Origin of the sequence: Delftia sp. DT-2 (genome assembly GCF_028401915.1) — a bacterium.
Lineage (GTDB): Bacteria > Pseudomonadota > Gammaproteobacteria > Burkholderiales > Burkholderiaceae_C > Comamonas > Comamonas tsuruhatensis.
This window is the reverse complement of record NZ_JAQOTI010000009.1, coordinates 169,670-190,428: the sequence shown is the minus strand read 5'-3', so window position 1 is coordinate 190,428 and position 20,759 is coordinate 169,670. Positions and strand designations below refer to the sequence as shown.

Here is a 20,759-nt window from a genome sequence, read left to right as displayed (position 1 = left end):
CGGCGCGGCAGGCAGTCTTGGAAGCGGTAGCGGTCTTGCATGGCAGTCATGGATGGAAATGAAACCCACTACCTATGAAGACGCTCCAGCTTTTCAGAACTGCACCCCTGCGGCCGAATTTTTTTGAAAGCGGGGGCCGGTCCCGCCTCCGTGCTCAGGGCGCAGCGGCAATCTCGGTCTGGCCATCGGGCCCGGCCACCAGAGTGACGGGCAGGATCTGGGCCAGCATGCGTGCGAACTCGGCGGGGCGGCTGGCCTGGTAGGTGCCGCCAATGCGCAGAGCCGCCACGGCCGGGTCGTGCACCACCAGGCCGGTCTGTCCGTAGCGCTCCAGCTCGGCCAGGGCGTCGGCCAGGGGCGTGTTCTCGAAGCGGATCAGTCCCTTGCGCCACAGCGCAATGCTGCCGGGCGCCACAGCCGACACCGGACCGAGCACGCCTGCGGGCGACACGCTCAGGGCCTGGCCAGCGACCAGGTCGGCAGGCGTTGCCGCGCCTTGCGCACCGGCCACGCGCACATGGCCTTCCTGCACGGCCACCTGGGCGCTGCCCGCCTCCATGCCCGTGGCGCGATAGCGCACGGAAAACCGCGTGCCGCCCACGGTGACGCGCGCCGGGCCGGCCAGCACATGAAAGGGCCTGGCGCTGTCGGGTGCCACGGCGAACAGGATCTGCCCTTGCGTGATGCGCACCTCGCGCCGGTCGCGGTACAGAGTTACCTGCGCCTGGGTATCGGCATCCAGGGACAGTGCGGTGCCATCCGGCAAGGTGATGGTCCTGGCCTGGCCGCGTGGGGTCAGGTGGCTGCTGGTGAAGGTGGGCTGCTGCTGCCACTGGTGCCAGCCCACGCCCACGGCCAGGACCAGGGCAAGGGCCACCGTGCAGCACAGGGCCGCCAGGGCAGGTCGCGGCAGCAGGCGGGACCAGTTCCAGCCTTGGCGCTCTTCGGAGGACGGGCGCTGCGTGGCCGGTTCCGGGCGTGCGTGAGGCGCTGACTGCGAGCGCCGGCGTGCCTGCTCCGCGCGCAGGCGCGCCACCTGTTCGGGGGGAATGGACCGCGCGGCCGCCAGGCTCTGGCCCAGGTGGCGCAAGGCGGCCTCGTGCGCCGTGCTGGCCGCCAGCCATTCGGTGAATTCGGCTTCTTCCTCGGCGGTCAGGCCTTGCTCCATGCGCGTGTGCCAGTCGGCCGCAGCGAGGTCGATGGGGTTTTGCCCGCGGAAGAACTCTTCCAGTTCGCGCACCTGCGCAGCCTTGTCCAGGGGCGCGGTGCAGGAGCGGTGGCGGCGCATGCGTGCGGCTTGCCGGTTTCAGAAGCTGGTCCAGTCCTGCGATTCGGCGGACGGCTTGGCCGCAGCCAGGCGTGCAGGGCTTGCAGGGCGCGCGCCAGCTGCGGGTCGTGCCGGTGCCGGCCTGGCCGGCGCCAGCGCGGATGCCGTAGCCGCGCGCGTGGGCACGGACGCCGGCAGCGGCGCCTGCAAACGCGGCTGCTGCGCCGCGCCACCCTGGTCGCCCAGGCGGAAGATGGCCACGGCCTGCACCAGGCGCTGGGCCTGGGACTTGAGGCTGGAGGCCGCCGCCGCGCTTTCCTCCACCAGGGCGGCGTTTTGCTGCGTGACCTGGTCCATCTGGCTCATGGCCTGCCCGACCTGGGCCACACCGGCGCTTTGCTCGTCGCTGGCATTGCTGATCTCGCCCATGAGGTCGGTCACGCGCTGTATGGATTGCAGCACCTCGGCCATGGTGGCGCCGGCCTGGTCGGCCAGCTCCGCGCCCTGGCTGACGCGCGTGGCGCTGTCAGTGATGAGCTGCTTGATCTCGCGGGCGGCCTGCGCGCTGCGCTGGGCCAGGGTGCGCACTTCGGCGGCCACCACGGCAAAGCCTTTGCCCTGTTCACCGGCGCGTGCGGCCTCGACGGCGGCGTTCAGGGCCAGGATGTTGGTCTGGAAGGCGATGGAGTCGATCACGCCCACGATGTCGCCGATCTGGCGCGAGCTGGCATGGATGTCCTGCATGGCGCCCACGACCTCCTGCACCACGGCGCCGCCCTTGACCGCCACCTGGCTGGCGCCGCGCGCGAGCTGGTTGACCTGGCGTGCGTTGTCCGCGTTCTGCTGCACGGTGGAGGACAGCTCGTCCATGGAGGCTGCGGTTTCCTGCAGCGCGCTGGCCTGTTGCTCGGTGCGCCGGCTCAGGTCGGCGTTGCCCTTGGCGATTTCCTCGCTGGCCATGGCCACGCTGTCGGCGTTGTCGCGCACATCGCTGACCACGCTGGCCAGGCTCTGGTGCATGGCGTTGAGCGAGGCCTGCACGCTGCCGGCGGGCGCTTCGCTGCGCAGCAGTCCGGGGTCGAGGTTGCCGTCGGCGATCTGGCGGGCGACTTCACCGAGCTGGGCAGGCTCGGCGCCCAGCGCGCGTGTCAGGCCGCGTGCGATCAGCCGGCCCATGAGCAGGGCCAGCACGAAGGCGACCGCGCTCATGCCGATCTGCATGTTGCGTTGCTGCACATGGGACTGCGTGGCCTGCGCCACCATGTCCTGGGCGTGCTGGCGCGTGAGCCGGCTGTACTCGTCGGTGGCCGCGATCAGCTGGGCCAGCAGCGGCCGGCACTCGCTGTTCATCTTGGCAATGGCCTCGTCCCGTTGCTGGCGCAGCGCCAGCGCGACGATGTCCAGCGCCACCGGGCCGTAGCGCTGCTCTATCTGGTCGATGCGGGCGACCAGGGCGCGTGCCTCCTCGCCCACCCCGGGCGTGGCCACCAGGGCCTTGAGCTGGTCCAGCCGGGTCTTGACCTCGGCATGGGCGGCGTACACGGCCGCTTTTTCCAGCTCCAGGTCGGCTGGCGTGTTCACCAGCACCAGGTTGCGCGCCGCGATGGCACGGCTGTCCACGGCTGCGCGCACCTGTTCGGCCAGTTGGGCACGGGCGTTCACGCCATCGACGAACCGGGTCAGGTTGCGGTTGGCATCGTCCAGCGCCTGCAGAGCGGATACGGAAACCAGCGCGACCAGCAGAGCCAGGGCGGTGAAGGCGGCGTAGAGCTTGGTCTTGACGGTCCAGGTGCGGAGATTCATGGCGCTTTCCAGGTAGATGGTGCAAGTATCAGTTTTTATCAAAGAATAAGTGATTAATTTGATAAAGGCCCTTTGAAAATTGTTAAATTTCCATGAGAAGTGACAAATTCAGACGAGGCATCGGTTCAGCGTCACCGCTGCGCTTCCCATGCAGGCTGGATCAACAAAGCCCGCATTTCTTGACCGCCTGCGGGTGCTGCCCCTGCGGGACAGGCTGCGTCGGCGCTACAGTCGGTCCCCATCCCATGCATACCCCTCCCCACATACAAGGCTGGTGCCCCGGTGCCTGGCAGCCCATGGCCTCCGGCGATGGGCTGGTGGTGCGCGTGCGTCCGCCGCTGGGGCGGTTGACGGTGGCCCAGGCGCGGCGCCTGGCGCGCCTGGCCTGGGTGCATGGCACTGGCGTGCTGGAGCTGTCCAGCCGCGCCAATGTGCAGCTGCGCGGCATTGCACCCGGTCGGCACGCCGCCGTGCTGCGCGCCCTGGCGGCCGTGGGCCTGCTGGACGCCGACGCGGGCCGCGAGCGCCGCCGCAACCTGGTGATCGACCCGCTGTGCCGGCCGCAGGAGGCTGTCCATGCGCTGGGCCAGGCCCTGCAGCAGGCGCTGGATGCGGCCGACGACCTGGCCGGCCTGCCCGCCAAGTTCGGCTGGTCGGTGGAAGGCGCGCCGGGCCGGCTGGCCGGCGTGTCCGCCGATATCCGCCTGCAGCGCACCTCCACCGGCTGGCTGGTGCAGCCTGACGGACGCAACCACGTGCTGGCCGTGGCCGATGCAGGCCAGGCCGTGGCCGCAGGCTTGGCGTTGGCGCGCTGGTTTGCCGGTCAGGCCGTCCTTCGCCGCGCCCAGGGCTTGCGGCCCGGGCGCATGGCCGCGGTGGCGGCGCAACTGCAGCCGCCCCCCGGACTGGACTGGGTGGAGACAGAAACCCCGGCCCACGACGAAGGACCGGCGCCCGGTGCCGTGCCCGGCGTGGGCTGGCTGCTGGGCGCGCCGCTGGGCCGCTTGCCGGCCGTGGCGCTGGCGCGGCTGGTGCGCGCCTTGCCTGAGCAGGCCTTTTTGCGTGTGACGCCCTGGCGCATGCTGCTGGTGGAAGACGAAAACGCGGAATCTGGTGCCGCCATGCCCCGCTGGTGGGCGGCTGCAGGGCTGAACAACGCCGCTGACTGGATCACCCACGCCCATGACCCGCGCCTGCGCGTATCCGCCTGTACCGGCGCGCCGGGCTGCACCCAGGCCCTGGGTCCCACGCAGACATTGGCGCTGGAGCTGGCGCCGCAGGTGCCCCACGGCGCGCACCTGCATGTGACCGGATGCGCCAAGGGCTGCGCGCGGCAGGCGCCGGCCACGGTGGTGCTGCGGGCCGAAGGTGAAGACGAGGGCGAAGGCCCTGTCTATTCCGTAGTGCGCCACGGCCGTGCCGGGGATAGGGCGCAGGAGCAGCGGACCCTGGCCTCGGTGCGAGACAATCCGGGATTGCTGTTTTCAAAAGAATAATGCTGCACCGCTACGAAACCGATGGCGCCGAGATCTACCGGCAGTCCTTTGCCACCATCCGCCGCGAGGCGGCGCTGGAACGCTTCACGCCTGTCGAGGAACGCGTGGTGGTGCGCATGATCCACGCCGCCGGCCTGGTGGAGCTGGCCCCGCACGTGGCCTTCTCGCCCGGCATGGCCGAGGCCGCCGCGCAGGCCCTGCAACACGGCGCGCCCGTGCTGTGCGACGTGCGCATGGTCAGCGAGGGCATCACGCGCTCGCGCCTGCCCGCCGCCAACCCCATCATCTGCACGCTGCAGGACGAGCGCGTGCCCGCACTGGCCCGTGACATGGGCAACACGCGCAGCGCCGCCGCGCTGGAGCTGTGGCGCCCGCACCTGGCCGGGGCCGTGGTGGCCATCGGCAACGCGCCCACGGCCTTGTTCCACCTGCTCAACATGCTGCAGGACCCGGCCTGCCCCCGGCCGGCCGCCATCATCGGCTGCCCCGTGGGCTTTGTGGGCGCCATGGAATCCAAGCAGGCGCTGATGCAGGACCTGCCCGTGCCCTGCATGGCCGTGCATGGCCGGCTGGGCGGCTCGGCCATCACCGTGGCCGCCATCAACGCACTGGCCAGCCATGTCGAGTAGGCAGCCGCGTCCCAGCCAGGGTGGGCCCGGCATTGTCTGCGTGGGCCTGGGCCCGGGCGACCCCGAACTCATGAGCGTCAAGGCCGACCGCCTGGTGCGCGGCGCCCGCCAGGTGGCGTTCTTCCGCAAGAAGGGCCGGCCCGGCAAGGCCCGCCAGCTGGTGGACGGCCTGCTGGCCCAAGGGGCTGCCGAGCACGCCATGGAATACCCCGTGACCACCGAGCTGCCCGTGGACAGCCCCGCCTATGTGGACCTGCTGGCGCGCTTCTACGACGACTGGTGCCTGCGCCTGGAAGCGCTGGCGCAGACCGGGCAGGTGGTGGTGCTGTGCGAGGGCGACCCCTTCCTCTACGGCTCCTTCATGCATCTGTATACCCGGCTGCGCGAACGCGGCCAGGTGCCGCTGGACGTGGTGCCCGGCATCCCCGGCATGGTGGGCTGCTGGCACGCCACGGGCGAGCCCATCACCTGGGGCGACGACGTGCTCAGCGTGATGACCGGCACCCTGTCGGAAGACGAGCTGGTGCGCCGCATGCAGACGGCCGAGGCCCTGGTGGTCATGAAGGTCGGCCGCAACCTGCCGCGCATCCGCCGCGCCCTGCAGCGCACGGGCCGGCTGGAGGCCGCCTGGCTGGTGCAGAACGGCACCACGGACAGCGAGCAGGTCGCGCGCCTGGGCGATGTGTCCGACGACGCCTGCCCCTATTTCGCCATCGTGCTCGTGCACGGCCAGGGCCGCCGGCCGGAGGCCGCATGGTGAGCGCCGGCCGCCTGACGGTGGTGGGGCTGGGTCCGGGCGCCCTGGACCAGATCACGCCCGAAGCCGCAGCCGCCTTGCACGCGGCCGACGATGTGGTCGGCTACCTGCCCTATGTGTCCCGCGCGCAGGCCCTGCTGGCGCAGGCGGGTCAGGGCCAGGCCGTGGCCTGGCATGCCTCGGACAACCGCGTGGAGCTGGAGCGCGCGCGTCAGGCGCTGGCGCTGGCCGCGCAGGGGCGGCAGGTGGTCGTGGTGTCCTCGGGCGACCCGGGCGTGTTCGCCATGGCGTCGGCCGTGTTCGAGGCCATGGAATCCGCCGATGCGGTGCAGGCCGCCGCCTGGCAGGCGCTCGATATCCAGGTGCTGCCCGGCATCACCGCCATGCTGGCCGCCGCCGCGCGGGCCGGCGCGCCGCTGGGCCATGACTTTTGCTGCATCAATCTCTCGGACAACCTCAAGCCCTGGCCGGTGATCGCGCGGCGCGTGGAACTGGCGGCCGAGGCCGACTTCGCCATGGCCTTCTACAACCCGCGCTCCAAGAGCCGGCCCGAAGGCTTTGTGCGCCTGCTGCAGCTGCTGCGCACCCGCTGCGAGCCGCAGCGCCTGCTGGTGTTCGCGCGCGCCGTGTCCACGCCCGAGGAACACTTGCACGTATGCACGCTGGCCGAGGCCACGCCCGAGATGGCCGACATGCGCACCGTGGTCCTGGTGGGCAACAGCGCCACGCGCCGCGTGGGCCGCTGGGTCTATACGCCACGCCACTACGGCATGGATGGCGGCGCGGACGGTGCTGGCGGCGCGGGCGGTGCTGTCGGCAGCACGCCATGAGCAATCCAGTGCAGCACCGCAGCCACCGACCCGGTGCGCTGGCGCTGCGGCAGCGCCGGGCGCTGCACCATCACCACGGGCAGGCCCAGGGCACGCGCGGCATCGAGCTTGCCGCGCGTGGCCTCGCCGCCTGCGTTCTTGGCCACCAGCCATTCGATGCCGTGCGTGCGCAGCAAGGCTTCATCGTCTTCCGCGCTGAAAGGACCGCGCCCCAGCACCACCGTGGTGTGGGGCAGGGGCAGGCTGCCGGGCTCGGGCGCATCGACCAGGCGCAGCAGGTAGTGGTGCTGCGGCTGGCCCGCAAAGGCCGCAAGCTGCTTGCGGCCCACGGCCAGAAACACCCGGGCGGCTGCCTGGGGCAGGGCGGCAGCGGCGGCTTGCATGTCGGGCACGTCGATCCAGGCGTCGCCGGCACTGGCCTGCCAGGGCTCGCGCTCCAGCGCCAGCAGCGGCGTGCCGGTGGCGGCGCAGGCCTCGCAGGCATTGCGGCTCATCTGTGCGGCAAACGGATGGGTGGCATCGACCACATGGCTGATGGCCTGCCCGCGCAGGAATTGCGCCAGGCCCTGGGCGCCGCCAAACCCGCCCACGCGCGTGGGCAGGGGCTGGGCCACGGGCGACTGCGTGACGCCCGCATACGAGAACACGGCGGCAATGCCGGCGCGGTGCAGGGCCTGGGCCAGCTGGCTGGCGCCGCTGGTGCCGCCCAGCAGGAGAACATGGGGCATGACTGATCCCTGGTTGACATTGGTGGGCCTGAACGAAGACGGCCTGGACGGCCTCGCACCCGCCGCACTGCGCGCGCTGGACGCGGCCGAGACCGTTTTTGGCGGGCCGCGCCACCTGGCGCTGGCCGATGCCGGCGAGCGGGGCCGTCCCTGGCCCGTGCCCTTTGACGTGGCGCCCGTGCTGGCCTGCCGTGGCCGGCCCACGGTGGTGCTGGCGTCGGGCGATCCGTTCTGGTTCGGGGCGGGCGGCAGCCTGGCGGCGCATCTGGCGCCGCAGGAGTGGCGCTGCCACGCCCAACCCTCGACATTTTCGCTGCTGGCGTCCCGTCTGGGCTGGAAGCTGGAAGACACGGTCTGCCTGGGCCTGCACGCCGGCCACGTGGAGCAGCTGCTGCCGCACCTGTCGCCAGGCCGCCAGTCGCTGGTGCTGCTGCGCGATGGCGCCGCCGTGGCCGCACTGGCGGACTGGCTGGTGCAGGAAGGCTGGGGCGACAGCCGCCTGGAGGTCATGGAATCCGTGGGCGGCCCGCGCGAGCGCCGCCGCGCATGGCGCGCCGCCGAAGCCGCCCAGGCCCTGGCCGCCGACCCTGCCTGCGCGCCCGTGGCCGTGGCCGTGCTCGCCCAGGGCGGTGCGGCCCTGCCGCTGGTGCCGGGCCGGCCCAATCACTGGTACGCCAACGACGGCCAGATCACCAAGGCCCCGGCCCGCGCGCTGACCCTGGCGGCTCTTGCGCCGCGCCACGGCGAATGCCTGTGGGATGTGGGCGGCGGCTCGGGCTCGGTGGCCGTGGAGTGGTGCCTGGCCGGTGGCTCGGCCATCAGCCTGGAGCAGCATGCGGCGCGTGCGGACAACATCCGCCTCAACGCCCGGCGCTTCGGACTGCAGGCGCGGCTGCGCGTGGTGCAGGGCGTGGCGCCAGAGGCGCTGGCCGGGCTGCAGGCGCTGGCCCGGCCCCAGGCCGTGTTCGTGGGCGGGGGCTTTGACGCGGCCCTGTTCGAATGCCTGCAGGCCCTCATGCCCGCGGGCTGCCGCCTGGTGGTCAATGCCGTGACGCTGGAGACCGAGGCCTTGCTGGTGCAACTGCAGGCCGAGCACGGCGGCCAGCTGCTGCGGCTGGAGATTTCCAGCGCCGAGCCGTTGGGCCGCATGCGCAGCTGGAAGGCTGCGCGGCCGCTGGTGCAGTGGAGCTGGCAGCGGTGAACCCGGACGAAGCCATCCCCCACCGCTGCGGCGTGCTGGGCCTGGGCCTGCACACCGACGCACTGCCCCATGCGCTGCAGGCGCTGTGGCAGCGGGCGCAGGCGCAGCTGCCGGAAAGCGCAGACGCAGGCGCCTGCGCGCCCCAGCCCATCTGCGCCGTGGCCGTGCTGGACACCAAGGCCGGCCACCCGGCGCTGGCCGCCTGGATGGCGGCTGTCGTGCCCATGGCCGTTCTGGTGCGCGTGCCGCCAGGGCAACTGCCTGGGCAGCCCGTGGTCACGCAGTCGCCGCGCATGCTGGCGCGCTATGGCACGGGCAGCGTGGCCGAGGCGGCGGCGCTGGCCGCAGCAGGCCCGCACTCCGCCCTGAGCGTGACCCGCCTGGTGGCGGACGATGGCAGCGCCACCCTGGCCCTGGCCGTGGGCCAGGGCGGACCTCTGAACTGTTGCCTGGCCCACGCCAGCCAGGCCAAGAACCAAGGAGCAACGGCATGACCGTGCATTTCATCGGCGCCGGCCCCGGCGCCGCCGACCTGATCACCGTGCGCGGGCGCGACCTCATGGCGGCCTGCCCGGTCTGCCTGTACGCAGGCTCGCTGATACCGCGCGAGCTGCTGGCGCACTGCCCGCCGGGCGCGCGCATCGTCAACACCGCATCCATGAGCCTGGACGACATCGTGGCCGAGATCCAGGCCGCCGAGGCGCGTGGCGAAGACGTGGCGCGCCTGCACTCGGGCGACCTGTCCGTGTGGTCGGCCATGGGCGAGCAGCTGCGCCGCCTGCGCGAGGCCGGCATTGCCTACACCGTCACGCCCGGCGTGCCCTCGTTCGCGGCCGCCGCTGCCACGCTGGGCGCGGAGCTGACCCTGCCCGGCCTGTGCCAGTCCGTGGTGCTGACGCGCACCTCTGGCCGCGCCACGGCCATGCCCGAGGGCGAGAACCTGGCCGCCTTTGCGGCCACGGGCGCCGTGCTGGCCATCCATCTGTCCATCCATGTGGCCGCCAAGGTGCAGTCCGAGCTGCTGCCGCACTACGGCGCCGACTGCCCCGTGGCCATCGTCTGGCGCGCCAGCTGGCCTGACGAAACCGTGGTGCGCACCACGGTGGGCGGCCTGACCGATGCCGTGGCCACCCACATGGAGCGCACGGCCCTGATCCTGGTGGGCCGCAGCCTGCAGGCCGAGGACTTCGGCGAAAGCCGCCTCTACGCGGCCGACTACGACCGCCGCTACCGCCCGCTGGGCACCGAGCCGCGCTTTCCCGCCACCGATGTGCATGCGAATGCCACGCTGGATACTGCGAGGGATACCTTGAGGGACACCGTGAGCGACACCGTGATCGACGTGCCCCTCGGGAACCCCGCCCCATGAGCGCAGCCCTGCCGCCCGTGGCGCTGAGCCTGATCGGCATCGGCACGGGCAACCCCGACCACCTCACGCGCGAAGCCCAGGCCGCCATGCAGGCCGCCGACCTGATCCTGCTGCCGCACAAGGGCGAGGACAAGGCCGAACTCGCCGCCCTGCGCCGCGACCTGTGCGATGCCGTGCTCACTGCGCCCGGCCCGCGCATCGAAGGCTTCGACATGCCCGTGCGCCGCAGCGTGGGCGACGACTACCTGGCCCAGGTCGATGAATGGCATGCGGCCATCACGCGCTGCTGGCAGGCGGCCATCACCCGGTCCCTGGACGAGGGGCTGCAGCCGCGCAGCCCCGGCCAGCCCTTGCAGGTCGCCCTGCTGGTCTGGGGCGACCCGGCGCTGTACGACAGCACCCTGCGCATTGCCGCGCGCATGCAGCCGGCGCCGCACAGCGTGCGCGTGGTGGCGGGCATCAGCTCCATGCAGGTGCTGTGCGCCGCGCATGCGATTGCGCTCAACGGCATAGGCCAGCCCTTCGTGGTGACCACGGGCCGCCAGCTGCGCGAGCAGGGCTGGCCGCCCGGCGTGGACACGGCCGTGGTGATGCTGGACGGGCAGTGCAGCTTCACCGAGCTGCCCTCCCACGGCCTGCACATCTGGTGGGCTGCCTACCTGGGCATGGACCGCCAGATGCTGGACAGCGGCCCGCTGGCCGAGGCGGCACCGCGCATCGTGCAGGCCCGCGCCGCAGCGCGCGAGCGGCATGGCTGGATCATGGATATCTACCTGCTGCGGCGCGGGGACTGAGGCCGAGGCTGCTGCCGACGCCGGCCCCCACACTGCACACCCCCTTCATCAAGGAATCCCGCCATGCAGATGGACAACATCCCCTTCAACACCACCGACTGGGCCGCCGTGGCGCCCACCGAGCATTCGGCCGAGGCCGGCCAGGCGTTCTGGCGCACGCAGAACTTCGGCAACATCCGCGTGCGCACGGTGGAGTACACGCCCGGCTATGTCTCCGACCACTGGTGCACCAAGGGCCATGTGCTGCTGTGCCTGGAAGGGGAGCTGGAGACCGAACTGGCGGACGGCCGCCGCTTCACGCTGACGCCCGGCATGAGCTACCAGGTGGCGGACAACGCCGAGCCGCACCGCTCGCGCTCGCCCAAGGGCGCCAGGCTCTTCGTGGTGGACTGAACCTGCAGGCACGATCGGCACGGCAGCGCGCTGCAGGTCTGCGACAGGTTCGCGCCGGCGCGGGCGAGAGCTGCGCAAACGTGCCGTCATTGAGTGGCGTACGGCACGGGTTGCCAGGGTGCCCATGCCCGGGGGGTGGAATGCCTGACGGACGGCTCTCCAGGTACACAGTCATCGGCCATCAACTCAGCGGCGAAGTAGGCATTGCCGATGGCGACAGCCCCTGTGGCCGGGCTTGTGCACAATGAAGAGCTTTCGCCCAGCCTCTTCACGCGATGCAGCAAGAACCCGACTTCCTCCACAACCTGAACCAGGAATTCCGGGACGGCAGGCGCTGGCTGGACCGCACCATCGTGCTGGCCTATGCCGCCGCCGCCGGGCTGTGCGTGGTGGCCTTCACGCTGATGGCGGACGCGGGCTTCGAATTCTTCGAGAGCATCTACCACTGGCAGGGCGGCTGGGCGGTTCTGCTGTGGATGCCTGCCGTCACGGCGGGCGCCGTGTGGCTCACGCGGCGCTGGGCGCCGGGTGCGGCGGGATCGGGCATTCCGCAGGTGATCGCCACGCTGGACCCGGCGCTGGACTCCACGCAGCGCGGGCGCTTCGTGTCGCTGTGGCTGTCCTTCGCCAAGATGGCGCTGGCCAGCGCAGGCTTTGCGGCGGGGCTGTCCATCGGGCGCGAGGGGCCGTCGGTGCAGGTGGCCGCCGGTGTCATGCACCATGCGCGGCGCTGGTTCGGCCCGCATTCGGGCATCAGCCACCATGCGCTGCTGGTGGCCGGCGGCGCGGCCGGCATTGCGGCGGCCTTCAACGCGCCGCTGGCCGGCGTGGTCTTCGCCATCGAGGAGCTGTCGCGCAAGCTGGAGTCGCGCTCCAGCGGCCTGATCATCGCGGCCATCGTGCTGGCCGGCCTGATGGGCGTGTCGGCCTTCGGCAACCTCAGCTATTTCGGCCGCATCCAGGTGCCCCACCTGACCTGGGACGCGCTGCTGCCCGGCCTGTGCGTGACCCTGGCCTGCGGCGTGCTGGGAGGCCTCTTCGCCAAGCTGCTGGCCGCCTCGCTGACCCGCGCGCCCGAGCGGCTCAACCAGCTGCGCGCGCGCTTTCCCATCCGCTTCGCGGCGGCGGTCGCGCTGGTGATCGCCGTCATCGGCATGGTCACGGGCGGCGCCACCTTCGGCGCGGGCTCAGAAGCCGTCAAGCACATGCTGGCGGGCCAGGCCGACGTGCCTTCGTTCTACGTCACCCTGAAGTTCATCGCCACCTGGCTGTCGGCCTGGGTGGGCGTGCCAGGCGGCATCTTCGCGCCGTCGCTGTCGATTGGCGCGGGCGTGGGCCACAACGTGGCCGGCCTCATGGGCGCAGACATCGCGCCCGCCCTCATCGCCATGGGCATGGCCGCCTTCCTGGCCGCCGTGACACAGGCGCCGCTGACGGCCTTCATCATCGTCATGGAGATGGTGGACGGCCACTCCATGGTGCTCAGCCTCATGGCGGCGGCCATGCTGGCCAGCCTGGTCTCGCGCATGCTGGCCCGGCCGCTGTACGAGACGCTGGCCCAGCACATGCTGAGCATGGTGGTCGCACCTGCTCCTGCTCCTGCGTCGGCACCCGCACCGGTGCCCGAGCAGGCCTCTCCCCCGAAGGACCAGGACAAGCCCGCAGGCGCCTGAAGCGGGCGCGCTTGGCTGACAGCCAATGGCGAATGCCGATGGCCTGGGTGTGCTGCACGCCACGCCATGCTCCCTTCCTGAGTCCGGACGCAAACCCAAGGAAAGGAACGCGCCATGTGGGAGGAAGTGGCCAACACCCTGGTCGAGGAATTTTCCAGCCTGCCCGATGCGGCCGAGGTCACGCGCGTCATGGTGCGCCTGCTGCTGGCGGCCCTGCTGGGCGGCATCGTCGGCTACGAGCGAGAACACAAGGGCAAGGCCGCCGGCCTGCGCACCCACATGCTGGTGGCCATGGGCGCGGCGCTGTTCGTGCTGGTGCCCGAGCGCGGCGGCATGGACATTGCCGACATGAGCCGCGTGATCCAGGGCGTGGTGGCCGGCGTGGGCTTCCTGGGCGCGGGCGCCATCATCAAGCGCCACTCCGAGGAACAGGTACAGGGCCTGACCACGGCCGCCGGCATCTGGATGACGGCCGCCATCGGCGTGGCCTGCGGCCTGGGGCGCGAAGCCATCGCGCTGCTGGCCACGCTGCTGGCCATCGTCATCCTCGTGATGCTGCCGCATGTGGTCAGTGCGCCGCCCCCGCACGATGACGCGGAGCCGGACACCAAGCCGCGCGAGACCTGAGGGCGGGCTGCGGCCTGCAGGCTGGTATTGAGGCTTTGTTCGCTTTTTCCCGATGTTCGTGCTGCGCGAACATGGCAAACATCACGAACCCAGGCAGTGAAGCTTGCGAAGCGTTGGCCAATTCCCGATGGGCAGTCGCGTTCGAGCATGGCTTTGCCTGGCCATGCACGCATGCCTTTGGAAATCCACTCTGTCGGCGTACGCCGGCCACCACCAGCGTGCGGCTACCCATGAGCGACACCGTGTCGCCCAGCGCAAAGCTGTTCAGGCGCGTTTCCCGGTTGCAGGCGGGGTTGGACAGGTCGTTGCCCAGGTAGTTGAGTGGTGTGATCGCGTAGTTTGGCCTCGGAAGCCTCTATCATCTGCGTCGGCCCCTTGTCCCGGGGCTGGTGCGTAAGAACACCAATACACAGCGGTTGAGCCTCCCCGAAAGCGAGTTCTGTCCCTTACCGGAGCACGGAACGATGATCACCGTTTCTCACCCCTTGGTCTGCGCCCAGTTCACTGGTATCGCAGGCTTTTTCATGACCGCAGTCACTTCGGCCGGTCTTTTCCATACCTTGTCACCCCTTCAACTGGGGCACTCCTTGCGCCACTTCGCACGGAGGGCGCAGCCATGAAGCAGACCAAGGAACAGGCCAAGACCTCGGCCGCCAGGATCGAGCGGCTGACGCGAGATATCTCCGAGATCCACAAGCTGGTGGATGAGGGCTGCGCCGAGATCTCGGCCACGGCGCAGATGGCCTTGAAGTGGCTGGAGACGCCGGAGGGCTGCCAGCGGCTGGACGTGGTGGCCGAGGCCTTGAAGATGATTCGCCACAACGCCCTGTTCACGGGCGACTGCTCCAGAAGCAAGGCGATCTCGGCAGGCAGCACGTACCGCAATCTGGCCCAACGGCGGCTGCGCGAGGCCGAGAAGGCAGCCGATGAGGCGCGCGTGGCGCAGGCCCTGCGGGATTCGGCGGCTTAGCGCCGCAGCGTGCACCGGGCCAGGTGCGCGCGCCGAGGGCATCGGCGCCTGCTCAGGCGCTGGCCAGCAGCTCCCACGAGCAGACCTGCGCCTCATCCTCCCCCTGCACGAACGCAACCCGCATGCCCAGCGCCTTGCCCATGCCTTGCACGGCCAGGCGCAGGGCGGCTGGCACGGCGCGGTCGCCCGTGATAACGACCATGCCCCGGCACAGCTGGCGCATGCGTTCGCGGTTGCGCTTGAAGAACAGGGCGCGCTGCTTGCGTTCTTCGTGGCTTTCCTCGGGGTGGTCGCCGGGCAGGTGGTCGGTGAGCAGCACGAAGTGCCGGCCCTGGTCGAGCAGGGATTCGATCTGGGCTTCGGCCGATGCGTCATTGCCGCTGCCTGCGTCTGCAGGTGCCTGCGCTTCGGGTTCGCGCAGGTAGACCAGGGGAAAGCGGGAGGTATCGATCAGCATGTCATGGTTCCTGGGAAAAAGCAGGGCATCAGTACAGGTCGTGCCTGACCGCATGGGCGTAGTGGGCGTCGGCCTGTTCCTGTTGGGCGGCATCCATGGCGGGCGCCGTGGCATCGGCCAGCTGCGTGAGGGCGGCCATCATCTGGCCCACGGTGGGCAGGGCGGTGCGGTCCAGCTGGCTTGACGGGTTCCACAGGCCGGAGCGGTGGATGGCCTTGCCGCAGTGCAGCAGCACCTCGTCGACCAGCACCACGGTGGCGGTCTTGGGCGTGCCCCGGCCTTCGCTCAGCTCCTGCAGCAGATGAGGGTCGGTGGAGATGCGGCCGCGCCCGTTCATGCGCAGGAAGATGTCCAGCCCCGGGAACAGGAAGAGCATGGCCAGGCGGTCATCGGCCTGCAGGTTGCGCAGGGATTCGATGCGGTTGTTGCCGGGCCAGTCGGCAAAGGCCACGGTGCGCTCGTCCAGCACCTGCACAAAGCCGGGCGGCCCGCCGCGCGGCGAGGCGTCCAGGCCGCGTTCGCCGGCCGTGGCCAGGCAAAAGAAGCTGGCCTGGCGCAGATAGGCCTCGTGGAAGTCGGACAGGCGGTCGCGCACGGCCTTCTGGATTCTTTCTGCCGGGGCGGCGTAGAGCGAGTCCAGGTCGATGGCCGGGCCTGGCGGCTCTGCAAGGGCGGTGTTGTCTGTGTGCATGGCACAAGCGTAAGAACAAAGGCATTGGCGGCTGTAGACTGGATCAGCCAACAAATAGCTCAAAGACGCCATGCCCGATGCCATTCTTGAACTCGTCAGCCATGTGAACCGTGCCGATGGCCCCGTGCTGATCGCAGCCGTGGGCAGTCAGGACGAGGAGCTGGCCTCCGAGCCGCACCGGCACGCGCGCGGCCAGCTGTTCGGCTCGCTGCGCGGGCTGCTGTCGGTGGGCGTGGAAGACGCGGTCTGGGTGGTGCCCGCCATCCATGCCGTGTGGCTGCCGCCGCACCAGCTGCATTCGGGCCGCTCCCATGGTCCCTTCCACGGCTGGAGCGTCTACGTGGCGGAGCCGGCCTGCGCCGACCTGCCGCAGCGGCCCTGCGCCATCCGCACCTCGGGCCTGCTGCGCGAGGCCGTGCTGCGCGCCGCCGGCTGGGGATGGCAGCAAGGCGTGCCCACAACGCAGCCCGTGCAACCAGGCCCTTCGGCGGACCAGGCCCGCGCCCATGTGATGGCGGTGATCCTGGACGAGATCCGCACCCTGCCCGTGGAGCCCCTGGGCCTGCCCCTGCCCGCAGACCCGCGCCTGCAGCGCATCGCCCGCGCACTGATCGCCGACCCGGCCGATGCCCGCGACCTGGAGGCCTGGGCGCGCTGGGCCGCGGTCAGCTCGCGCACGCTGAGCCGGCGCTTTGTGTCGGAGACGGGCTTCAGCTTCACCGCCTGGCGCCAGCGCGCGCGGCTGATGCGCTCGCTGGAGATGCTGGCCGCCGGCGCGCCGGTGACGAACATCGCGCTGGACCTGGGCTACGCCACGGCCAGCGCCTTCATCGGCTTGTTCCGGCGCACGTTCGGGGAGACGCCTGCGGCGTACCGGGGGAGGTTGGGGGCGAGTGCAAGCTGAGGCGGGGTCGGCGACTGGATTGCCACATGAAAGTAGGATCACTCACTTGCCTACAGGGAGCCTCCCATGCAGACCACTCAGCAAATGAGCATCACCTTGCCCAATGACATCGCCGATGCGGTCAGGGCCAAAGTGAGGGCCGGTGAGTACGCCAGCGAAAGCGAGGTGATCTGCGCGGGGTTGAAAGCGCTGATGGACAAGGATCGCGGCCTGGATAGCTGGCTGCACCTGGAGGTAGGCCCTGCTTATGACGCCTTGAGGGCTGATCCCTCCAGCGCCGTCACCCTCGGCCAGTTGCGGGAGCGTCTGGCTGCCGAGCGCAGCGGCGGCAACGGCGCGTGACGCTGCCCGCGTCGCTCCTGGGTGACTTCGCCTACAACCGCTGCAACTGCGCATTCAGATACGCATCGCGCGAGGGCAGCAGGTGCTCGGCGCACAGGCGGACCAGGGCGTCGCGGTCCTGGGCGCGCAGGGCTTCGATCATCTGCCAGTGTTCCTGGCGTGCGCGCTCGCGGTAGTCGGCCGAGACCAGGGAGGCGAAGCGGATGGGGTGCGTCTGGCGCGCGTATTCGGTGATGGCCTTGTGCAGCGTGTCGTTGCCCGCCAGCGCAAACAGTTCCTGGTGAAAGGCCAGGTTGATGCGGAACACCAGGCGCGCGTTGCCTTCGGCCACGGCGGCGTCGTGCTGCTGCTGGATGGCGGTCAGGCGGTCCAGGCTTTCTGGGGGAACGGGCAGGGGGATCTTGCGCGCGGCCTCGACTTCCAGCATGCCGCGCAGCTCGTACAGTTCCTGCACTTCCTGGGTGGAGAAGGAGCGCACCAGGGCGCCCACGTTCTTGCGGCGCTCGATGAGGCCCATGCGGTCCAGCGCGGCCAGGGCCTCGCGGGCGATGTGGCGCTTGACGTCGAAGCGGGCCATGAGGTCGTCTTCGACCAGGCGCTCGCGCGGGTGCAGCCGGCCGAAGACCACGTCCTCTTCCAGTGCGGCCACCATGGCGCCCAGGGCGTCGGCTGCGGGGGCGGGTTCGGCATCCAGGGAAATCGGCAGTGAGGCGGCAGCGACCATCAAGACAGGCGGTTGGGACAAAAACGCCATTTTGTCCGAACTGATGGCCCTCACTGGGCATGGCGGGCGTGCCGCGCTGCCTGGCATGGACTATTCGCGCGGGCCGGGAATGGTGCCGCGTTCGGTGGCGCAGCGCAGGAAGTCGAAGTCCACGCCCTGGTCGGCCTGGTTCACTGTGGTGAGAAAGAGCTTGCGGTAGCCGCGTTCGGCCGTGGGCTCGGTCACGGGGTGGAGCCGGGCGCGGCGGGCCAGTTCCTCGTCGCTGACCTGCAGCGTGAGCTCGCGCCGCGCCACCGACAGCGTGATGCGGTCGCCGTTGTGCACATGGGCCAGCGGGCCGCCCACGGCCGACTCGGGCGTGACGTGCAGCACGATGGTGCCGAAGGCCGTGCCGCTCATGCGCCCGTCGGAGATGCGCACGATGTCCTTGACGCCGGCCCGCGCCAGCTTGCGCGGGATGGGGATGTAGCCGGCCTCGGGCATGCCGGGCGCGCCCTTGGGGCCGATGTTCTTGAGCACGAGGATGTCGTCGGCCGTCACGTCCAGGTCGTCGCTGTCGATGCGGTGGGCCAGGTCGGCCGCGTTCTCGAAGACCACGGCGCGGCCTTCGTGCTCCATGAGCCGGGGATGGGCGGCCGACTGCTTGATGATGGCGCCGCCCGGCGCCAGGTTGCCCTGCAGCACGGCGATGCCGCCCTGCGGGTAGATGGGGTTGGAGCGCGGGCGCACCACGTCCTGCGCAAAGCCGGGGCCCGCGCGGTCGATCTCTTCGCCCAGCGTGCGGCCGGTGACGGTGAGGGCGTCCAGGTTCAGCAGGGGCTTGAGCTCGCGCAGCAGCGTGGCCATGCCGCCCGCGTGGTGGAAGTCCTCCATGTAGTGGTCGCCCGAGGGCTTGAGGTCCAGCAGCACGGGCGTGTCGCGGCCCATGCGGTCCAGGGCCTTGAGGTCGATGTCATAGCCCATGCGCCCCGCGATGGCGGCCAGGTGCACCAGCCCGTTGGTGGAGCCGCCGATGGCCAGCAGCACGCGCATGGCGTTCTCGAAGGCGGCGGGCGTGAGGATTTTGTCGATGGTCAGGCCCCCGCGCGCCATGCGCACGGCCTCGGTGCCGGTCTGCTCGGCAATGCGGATGCGGTCGGCCGTGACGGCGGGGGGCGAGGCGCCGCCGGGCACGGTCATGCCCAGCGCCTCGGCAATGCAGGCCATGGTGCTGGCCGTGCCCATGACCGAGCAGGTACCCACGCTGGCCACCAGCTGGTTGTTCACATCGGCGATCTCTTCGGCGTCGATCTCTTCGGCGCGGAATTTGCCCCAGTAGCGGCGGCAGTCCGTGCAGGCGCCCACGCGCTCGCTGCGGTGCGAGCCGGTGAGCATCGACCCGGTGATCAGCTGGATGGCCGGAATGCCTGCCGAGGCCGCTCCCATCAACTGGGCCGGCACCGTCTTGTCGCAGCCGCCGATGAGCACGATGGCGTCCATGGGCTGGGCGCGGATCATCTCCTCGGTGTCCATGGACATGAGGTTGCGCAGGTACATGCTGGTCGGCGCCGAGAAGCTTTCGTGCACCGAGATGGTGGGGAAGTCCATGGGCAGGCCGCCCGCCATGAGGATGCCGCGCTTGACTGCCTCGATGAGCTGGGGCGCATTGCCGTGGCAGGGGTTGTAGCTGCTGCCCGTGTTGGTGATGCCTATGACGGGCCGCTGCAGCGCCGAGTCCGTGTAGCCCGCGCCCTTGATGAAGGCCTTGCGCAGGAACAGCGAAAAGCCGCGGTCGCCGTAGTTGGTCAGGCCCTTGGAGATGCCCGTGGCCGCATCGGCGGGGGCGATGTCATGGCCTGGAGCGCCATCGGGAGTCTTGGGGTCGGTCATGGGTGGGGTGCTTTGCAGAGGGTCTTGGCGGGGTCGGAAGGCAGGCGCTGCCTTGTCGTGGGGCAGGATAGCGGCGGATGCCGTGGATTATTATCGTCGTTATCACCTATATTATTAATAATCTATCTGGCCAACCATGCAGCCGTGTCCGGCGTGCGTGCCGGGCATGTTTTTCCGACACAAGACAAAAGGAGGAGACACCCATGGTTGTTGCTGCATCCCGCATCCGTCGCATTCATGCGCCCAACCGGCGCGCCGCCCTGGCTGCGGCGCTGCTGGCTTTGCTGGCGCTGGGCCCAGGCCTGGCCACGCCCGCGCTGGCCGACGGCGCCTATCCGGCCCGGCCCATCAAGCTGGTCGTTCCGTACACGCCCGGGGGCGCCACCGACGTGATCGGCCGCGTGGTGGGGCAAAGGCTCTCGCTGGCGCTGGGCCAGCCCGTGGTGGTGGAGAACCGGGCCGGCGCGGCCGGCAACCTGGGCGCCGCAGCAGTGGCCAAGGAAAGGCCCGATGGCTATACGCTGCTGCTGGGCGCGCTGACCAGCCATTCCATCAACAGCGTGCTCATGCCTGCCACGGCGGGCTTCACCATGGACAAGAGCTTCGCGCCCATAGCCGTGGTGGGCCGCGTGCCGCTGGTGATCACCGTGGGGCCGTCGGTGACGTCGGCCAATCTGGCGGAGTTCATCGCGCTGGCCAAAGCGAAGCCGGGCGGGCTGAACTACGGCTCCTCGGGCAATGGCTCGCCCCAGCATCTGGCGGCCGAGCTGTTCAAGCGGCAGGCCGGCGTGCCGCTGACGCACGTGCCCTACAAGGGCAGCACGCCCGCGCTCAACGACCTCATGGGCGGCCAGGTGGATGTGGTGTTCGACACCCTGCCCGCCACGCAGGGCTTCATCAAGGGCGGGCGGCTGCGCGGCCTGGCCGTGACCACGGCGCAGCGCGTGCCCTCCATTGCCGACATTCCCACCACGGCCGAGGCCGGGCTGTCAGGCTTCGAGGTGACGTCGATGTTCGGCCTGCTGGCGCCTGCGGGCACGCCCGCGCCCATCGTCGCCCGGCTCAGCGGCGCGCTCAAGGAGGTGATGGGGCAGCAGGAAGTGAAGGACGCCCTGGTCGCCCAGGGCGCCATGCCCACCTTCACCACGCCTGCCGAGGCGCGCATGCAGATCGCCAAGGAGGTGGGCCGCTGGTCGGCCGTGATCAAGGAGTCGGATATCAAGCCGGACTGAGGC

Annotated in this window: 22 protein-coding genes; 15 read left to right on the top strand and 7 right to left on the bottom strand. The window is 70.5% G+C overall.

The genetic code is table 11. From position 1 onward, the window contains the following. Positions 1–154: 154 nt before the first annotated feature. Both PO605_RS17935 and PO605_RS17930 read right to left on the bottom strand, forming a co-directional pair. Complete coding sequence (locus PO605_RS17935; protein WP_047472030.1) at positions 155–1,288, bottom strand: FecR family protein; 1,134 nt, start codon at positions 1,286–1,288, stop codon at positions 155–157. Between the two features lie 18 nt (positions 1,289–1,306). Continuing rightward, positions 1,307–3,070, bottom strand: a complete 1,764-nt coding sequence (locus tag PO605_RS17930; protein ID WP_272206706.1) for a methyl-accepting chemotaxis protein — start codon at positions 3,068–3,070, stop codon at positions 1,307–1,309. Between the two features lie 245 nt (positions 3,071–3,315). Between PO605_RS17930 and cobG the strand changes: the two genes are divergently transcribed. Genes cobG through cobJ form a run of 4 tightly spaced genes read left to right on the top strand, consistent with a single transcriptional unit; the run spans position 3,316 to position 6,782 of the window. Continuing rightward, positions 3,316–4,566 (top strand): precorrin-3B synthase, encoded by a 1,251-nt coding sequence (gene cobG, locus PO605_RS17925; RefSeq protein ID WP_272206705.1) that lies wholly within the window; start codon positions 3,316–3,318, stop codon positions 4,564–4,566. After that, positions 4,566–5,195: a precorrin-8X methylmutase gene (locus PO605_RS17920; RefSeq protein ID WP_047473762.1), complete on the top strand. Its 630-nt coding sequence runs from the start codon at positions 4,566–4,568 to the stop codon at positions 5,193–5,195. The genes cobG and PO605_RS17920 overlap by 1 nt, the downstream gene beginning before the upstream one ends. Further along, positions 5,185–5,955: a precorrin-2 C(20)-methyltransferase gene (gene cobI, locus PO605_RS17915; RefSeq protein ID WP_016452704.1), complete on the top strand. Its 771-nt coding sequence runs from the start codon at positions 5,185–5,187 to the stop codon at positions 5,953–5,955. The genes PO605_RS17920 and cobI overlap by 11 nt, the downstream gene beginning before the upstream one ends. Then, on the top strand, positions 5,949–6,782 hold the full coding sequence (cobJ, locus tag PO605_RS17910) for a precorrin-3B C(17)-methyltransferase (RefSeq protein ID WP_052195858.1): 834 nt from the start codon (positions 5,949–5,951) through the stop codon (positions 6,780–6,782). The genes cobI and cobJ overlap by 7 nt, the downstream gene beginning before the upstream one ends. Here cobJ and PO605_RS17905 read toward each other — a convergent pair. After that, complete coding sequence (locus PO605_RS17905) at positions 6,716–7,510, bottom strand: cobalt-precorrin-6A reductase (protein ID WP_047473763.1); 795 nt, start codon at positions 7,508–7,510, stop codon at positions 6,716–6,718. The two genes, cobJ and PO605_RS17905, sit on opposite strands and share 67 nt — an antisense overlap. On the opposite strand from PO605_RS17905, the gene cbiE reads away from it, so the two are divergent. The 8 genes from cbiE to PO605_RS17865 all read left to right on the top strand — a co-directional run bounded on the left by cbiE (position 7,509) and on the right by PO605_RS17865 (position 14,537). Continuing rightward, complete coding sequence (gene cbiE, locus PO605_RS17900) at positions 7,509–8,711, top strand: precorrin-6y C5,15-methyltransferase (decarboxylating) subunit CbiE (protein WP_272206704.1); 1,203 nt, start codon at positions 7,509–7,511, stop codon at positions 8,709–8,711. The two genes, PO605_RS17905 and cbiE, sit on opposite strands and share 2 nt — an antisense overlap. Beyond that, the gene (locus tag PO605_RS17895; protein ID WP_272206703.1) at positions 8,708–9,205 is read left to right on the top strand and encodes a cobalamin biosynthesis protein; all 498 of its coding nucleotides are present in this window, start codon (positions 8,708–8,710) and stop codon (positions 9,203–9,205) included. Before cbiE ends, PO605_RS17895 begins: the two co-directional genes overlap by 4 nt. Beyond that, the gene (cobM, locus tag PO605_RS17890) at positions 9,202–10,080 is read left to right on the top strand and encodes a precorrin-4 C(11)-methyltransferase (protein WP_047474478.1); all 879 of its coding nucleotides are present in this window, start codon (positions 9,202–9,204) and stop codon (positions 10,078–10,080) included. Before PO605_RS17895 ends, cobM begins: the two co-directional genes overlap by 4 nt. Further along, a complete protein-coding gene (gene cobF / locus PO605_RS17885) occupies positions 10,077–10,874 on the top strand; it encodes a precorrin-6A synthase (deacetylating) (RefSeq protein ID WP_047474477.1) in 798 nt (265 codons plus the stop codon). The genes cobM and cobF overlap by 4 nt, the downstream gene beginning before the upstream one ends. A 63-nt stretch (positions 10,875–10,937) precedes the next feature. Next, positions 10,938–11,267 (top strand): DHCW motif cupin fold protein, encoded by a 330-nt coding sequence (locus tag PO605_RS17880; RefSeq protein ID WP_013800515.1) that lies wholly within the window; start codon positions 10,938–10,940, stop codon positions 11,265–11,267. A 275-nt stretch (positions 11,268–11,542) separates the two neighbouring features. Beyond that, entirely contained in the window at positions 11,543–12,940 is a 1,398-nt protein-coding gene (locus tag PO605_RS17875; protein WP_017406579.1) for a chloride channel protein, read from the top strand. 114 nt (positions 12,941–13,054) lie between these two features. Next, positions 13,055–13,567: an MgtC/SapB family protein gene (locus PO605_RS17870; protein WP_016448386.1), complete on the top strand. Its 513-nt coding sequence runs from the start codon at positions 13,055–13,057 to the stop codon at positions 13,565–13,567. 616 nt (positions 13,568–14,183) lie between these two features. After that, positions 14,184–14,537, top strand: coding sequence for a hypothetical protein (locus PO605_RS17865; protein ID WP_052195878.1), 354 nt, complete (start codon positions 14,184–14,186; stop codon positions 14,535–14,537). 52 nt (positions 14,538–14,589) lie between these two features. Here PO605_RS17865 and PO605_RS17860 read toward each other — a convergent pair whose 3' ends face one another. Both PO605_RS17860 and PO605_RS17855 read right to left on the bottom strand, forming a co-directional pair. After that, on the bottom strand, positions 14,590–14,994 hold the full coding sequence (locus PO605_RS17860; RefSeq protein WP_047474476.1) for a hypothetical protein: 405 nt from the start codon (positions 14,992–14,994) through the stop codon (positions 14,590–14,592). A 28-nt stretch (positions 14,995–15,022) separates the two neighbouring features. Then, entirely contained in the window at positions 15,023–15,685 is a 663-nt protein-coding gene (locus tag PO605_RS17855; protein WP_047474475.1) for an MSMEG_1061 family FMN-dependent PPOX-type flavoprotein, read from the bottom strand. Positions 15,686–15,755: 70 nt separating this feature from the next. Here PO605_RS17855 and PO605_RS17850 point away from each other — a divergent pair, with 70 nt between their 5' ends. Then, the gene (locus PO605_RS17850; RefSeq protein ID WP_047474474.1) at positions 15,756–16,589 is read left to right on the top strand and encodes an AraC family transcriptional regulator; all 834 of its coding nucleotides are present in this window, start codon (positions 15,756–15,758) and stop codon (positions 16,587–16,589) included. Between the two features lie 66 nt (positions 16,590–16,655). Further along, on the top strand, positions 16,656–16,931 hold the full coding sequence (locus PO605_RS17845; RefSeq protein WP_016448378.1) for a ribbon-helix-helix domain-containing protein: 276 nt from the start codon (positions 16,656–16,658) through the stop codon (positions 16,929–16,931). A 31-nt stretch (positions 16,932–16,962) separates the two neighbouring features. Here PO605_RS17845 and PO605_RS17840 read toward each other — a convergent pair whose 3' ends face one another. Beyond that, positions 16,963–17,655: a GntR family transcriptional regulator gene (locus PO605_RS17840; protein WP_017406573.1), complete on the bottom strand. Its 693-nt coding sequence runs from the start codon at positions 17,653–17,655 to the stop codon at positions 16,963–16,965. Positions 17,656–17,745: 90 nt separating this feature from the next. Continuing rightward, entirely contained in the window at positions 17,746–19,524 is a 1,779-nt protein-coding gene (locus PO605_RS17835; RefSeq protein WP_047474473.1) for an IlvD/Edd family dehydratase, read from the bottom strand. A 203-nt stretch (positions 19,525–19,727) separates the two neighbouring features. On the opposite strand from PO605_RS17835, the gene PO605_RS17830 reads away from it, so the two are divergent. Next, on the top strand, positions 19,728–20,756 hold the full coding sequence (locus PO605_RS17830) for a Bug family tripartite tricarboxylate transporter substrate binding protein (protein WP_047474471.1): 1,029 nt from the start codon (positions 19,728–19,730) through the stop codon (positions 20,754–20,756). Positions 20,757–20,759: the final 3 nt, after the last annotated feature.

Bases quoted from the DNA above. Each gene is read 5' to 3' on its own strand.
- PO605_RS17935 (WP_047472030.1), bottom strand. From the start codon at position 1,288: ATGCGCCGCCACCGCTCCTGCACCGCGCCCCTGGACAAGGCTGCGCAG.
- PO605_RS17875 (WP_017406579.1), top strand. From the start codon at position 11,543: ATGCAGCAAGAACCCGACTTCCTCCACAACCTGAACCAGGAATTCCGG.
- cbiE (WP_272206704.1), top strand. From the start codon at position 7,509: ATGACTGATCCCTGGTTGACATTGGTGGGCCTGAACGAAGACGGCCTG.
- cobJ (WP_052195858.1), top strand. From the start codon at position 5,949: ATGGTGAGCGCCGGCCGCCTGACGGTGGTGGGGCTGGGTCCGGGCGCC.
- cobI (WP_016452704.1), top strand. From the start codon at position 5,185: ATGTCGAGTAGGCAGCCGCGTCCCAGCCAGGGTGGGCCCGGCATTGTC.
- PO605_RS17870 (WP_016448386.1), top strand. From the start codon at position 13,055: ATGTGGGAGGAAGTGGCCAACACCCTGGTCGAGGAATTTTCCAGCCTG.
- cobG (WP_272206705.1), top strand. From the start codon at position 3,316: ATGCATACCCCTCCCCACATACAAGGCTGGTGCCCCGGTGCCTGGCAG.
- PO605_RS17845 (WP_016448378.1), top strand. From the start codon at position 16,656: ATGCAGACCACTCAGCAAATGAGCATCACCTTGCCCAATGACATCGCC.
- PO605_RS17835 (WP_047474473.1), bottom strand. From the start codon at position 19,524: ATGACCGACCCCAAGACTCCCGATGGCGCTCCAGGCCATGACATCGCC.
- PO605_RS17920 (WP_047473762.1), top strand. From the start codon at position 4,566: ATGCTGCACCGCTACGAAACCGATGGCGCCGAGATCTACCGGCAGTCC.
- PO605_RS17830 (WP_047474471.1), top strand. From the start codon at position 19,728: ATGGTTGTTGCTGCATCCCGCATCCGTCGCATTCATGCGCCCAACCGG.
- PO605_RS17840 (WP_017406573.1), bottom strand. From the start codon at position 17,655: ATGGTCGCTGCCGCCTCACTGCCGATTTCCCTGGATGCCGAACCCGCC.
- PO605_RS17905 (WP_047473763.1), bottom strand. From the start codon at position 7,510: ATGCCCCATGTTCTCCTGCTGGGCGGCACCAGCGGCGCCAGCCAGCTG.
- PO605_RS17865 (WP_052195878.1), top strand. From the start codon at position 14,184: ATGAAGCAGACCAAGGAACAGGCCAAGACCTCGGCCGCCAGGATCGAG.
- PO605_RS17860 (WP_047474476.1), bottom strand. From the start codon at position 14,994: ATGCTGATCGATACCTCCCGCTTTCCCCTGGTCTACCTGCGCGAACCC.
- PO605_RS17930 (WP_272206706.1), bottom strand. From the start codon at position 3,070: ATGAATCTCCGCACCTGGACCGTCAAGACCAAGCTCTACGCCGCCTTC.
- PO605_RS17855 (WP_047474475.1), bottom strand. From the start codon at position 15,685: ATGCACACAGACAACACCGCCCTTGCAGAGCCGCCAGGCCCGGCCATC.
- PO605_RS17880 (WP_013800515.1), top strand. From the start codon at position 10,938: ATGCAGATGGACAACATCCCCTTCAACACCACCGACTGGGCCGCCGTG.
- cobM (WP_047474478.1), top strand. From the start codon at position 9,202: ATGACCGTGCATTTCATCGGCGCCGGCCCCGGCGCCGCCGACCTGATC.
- PO605_RS17850 (WP_047474474.1), top strand. From the start codon at position 15,756: ATGCCCGATGCCATTCTTGAACTCGTCAGCCATGTGAACCGTGCCGAT.
- cobF (WP_047474477.1), top strand. From the start codon at position 10,077: ATGAGCGCAGCCCTGCCGCCCGTGGCGCTGAGCCTGATCGGCATCGGC.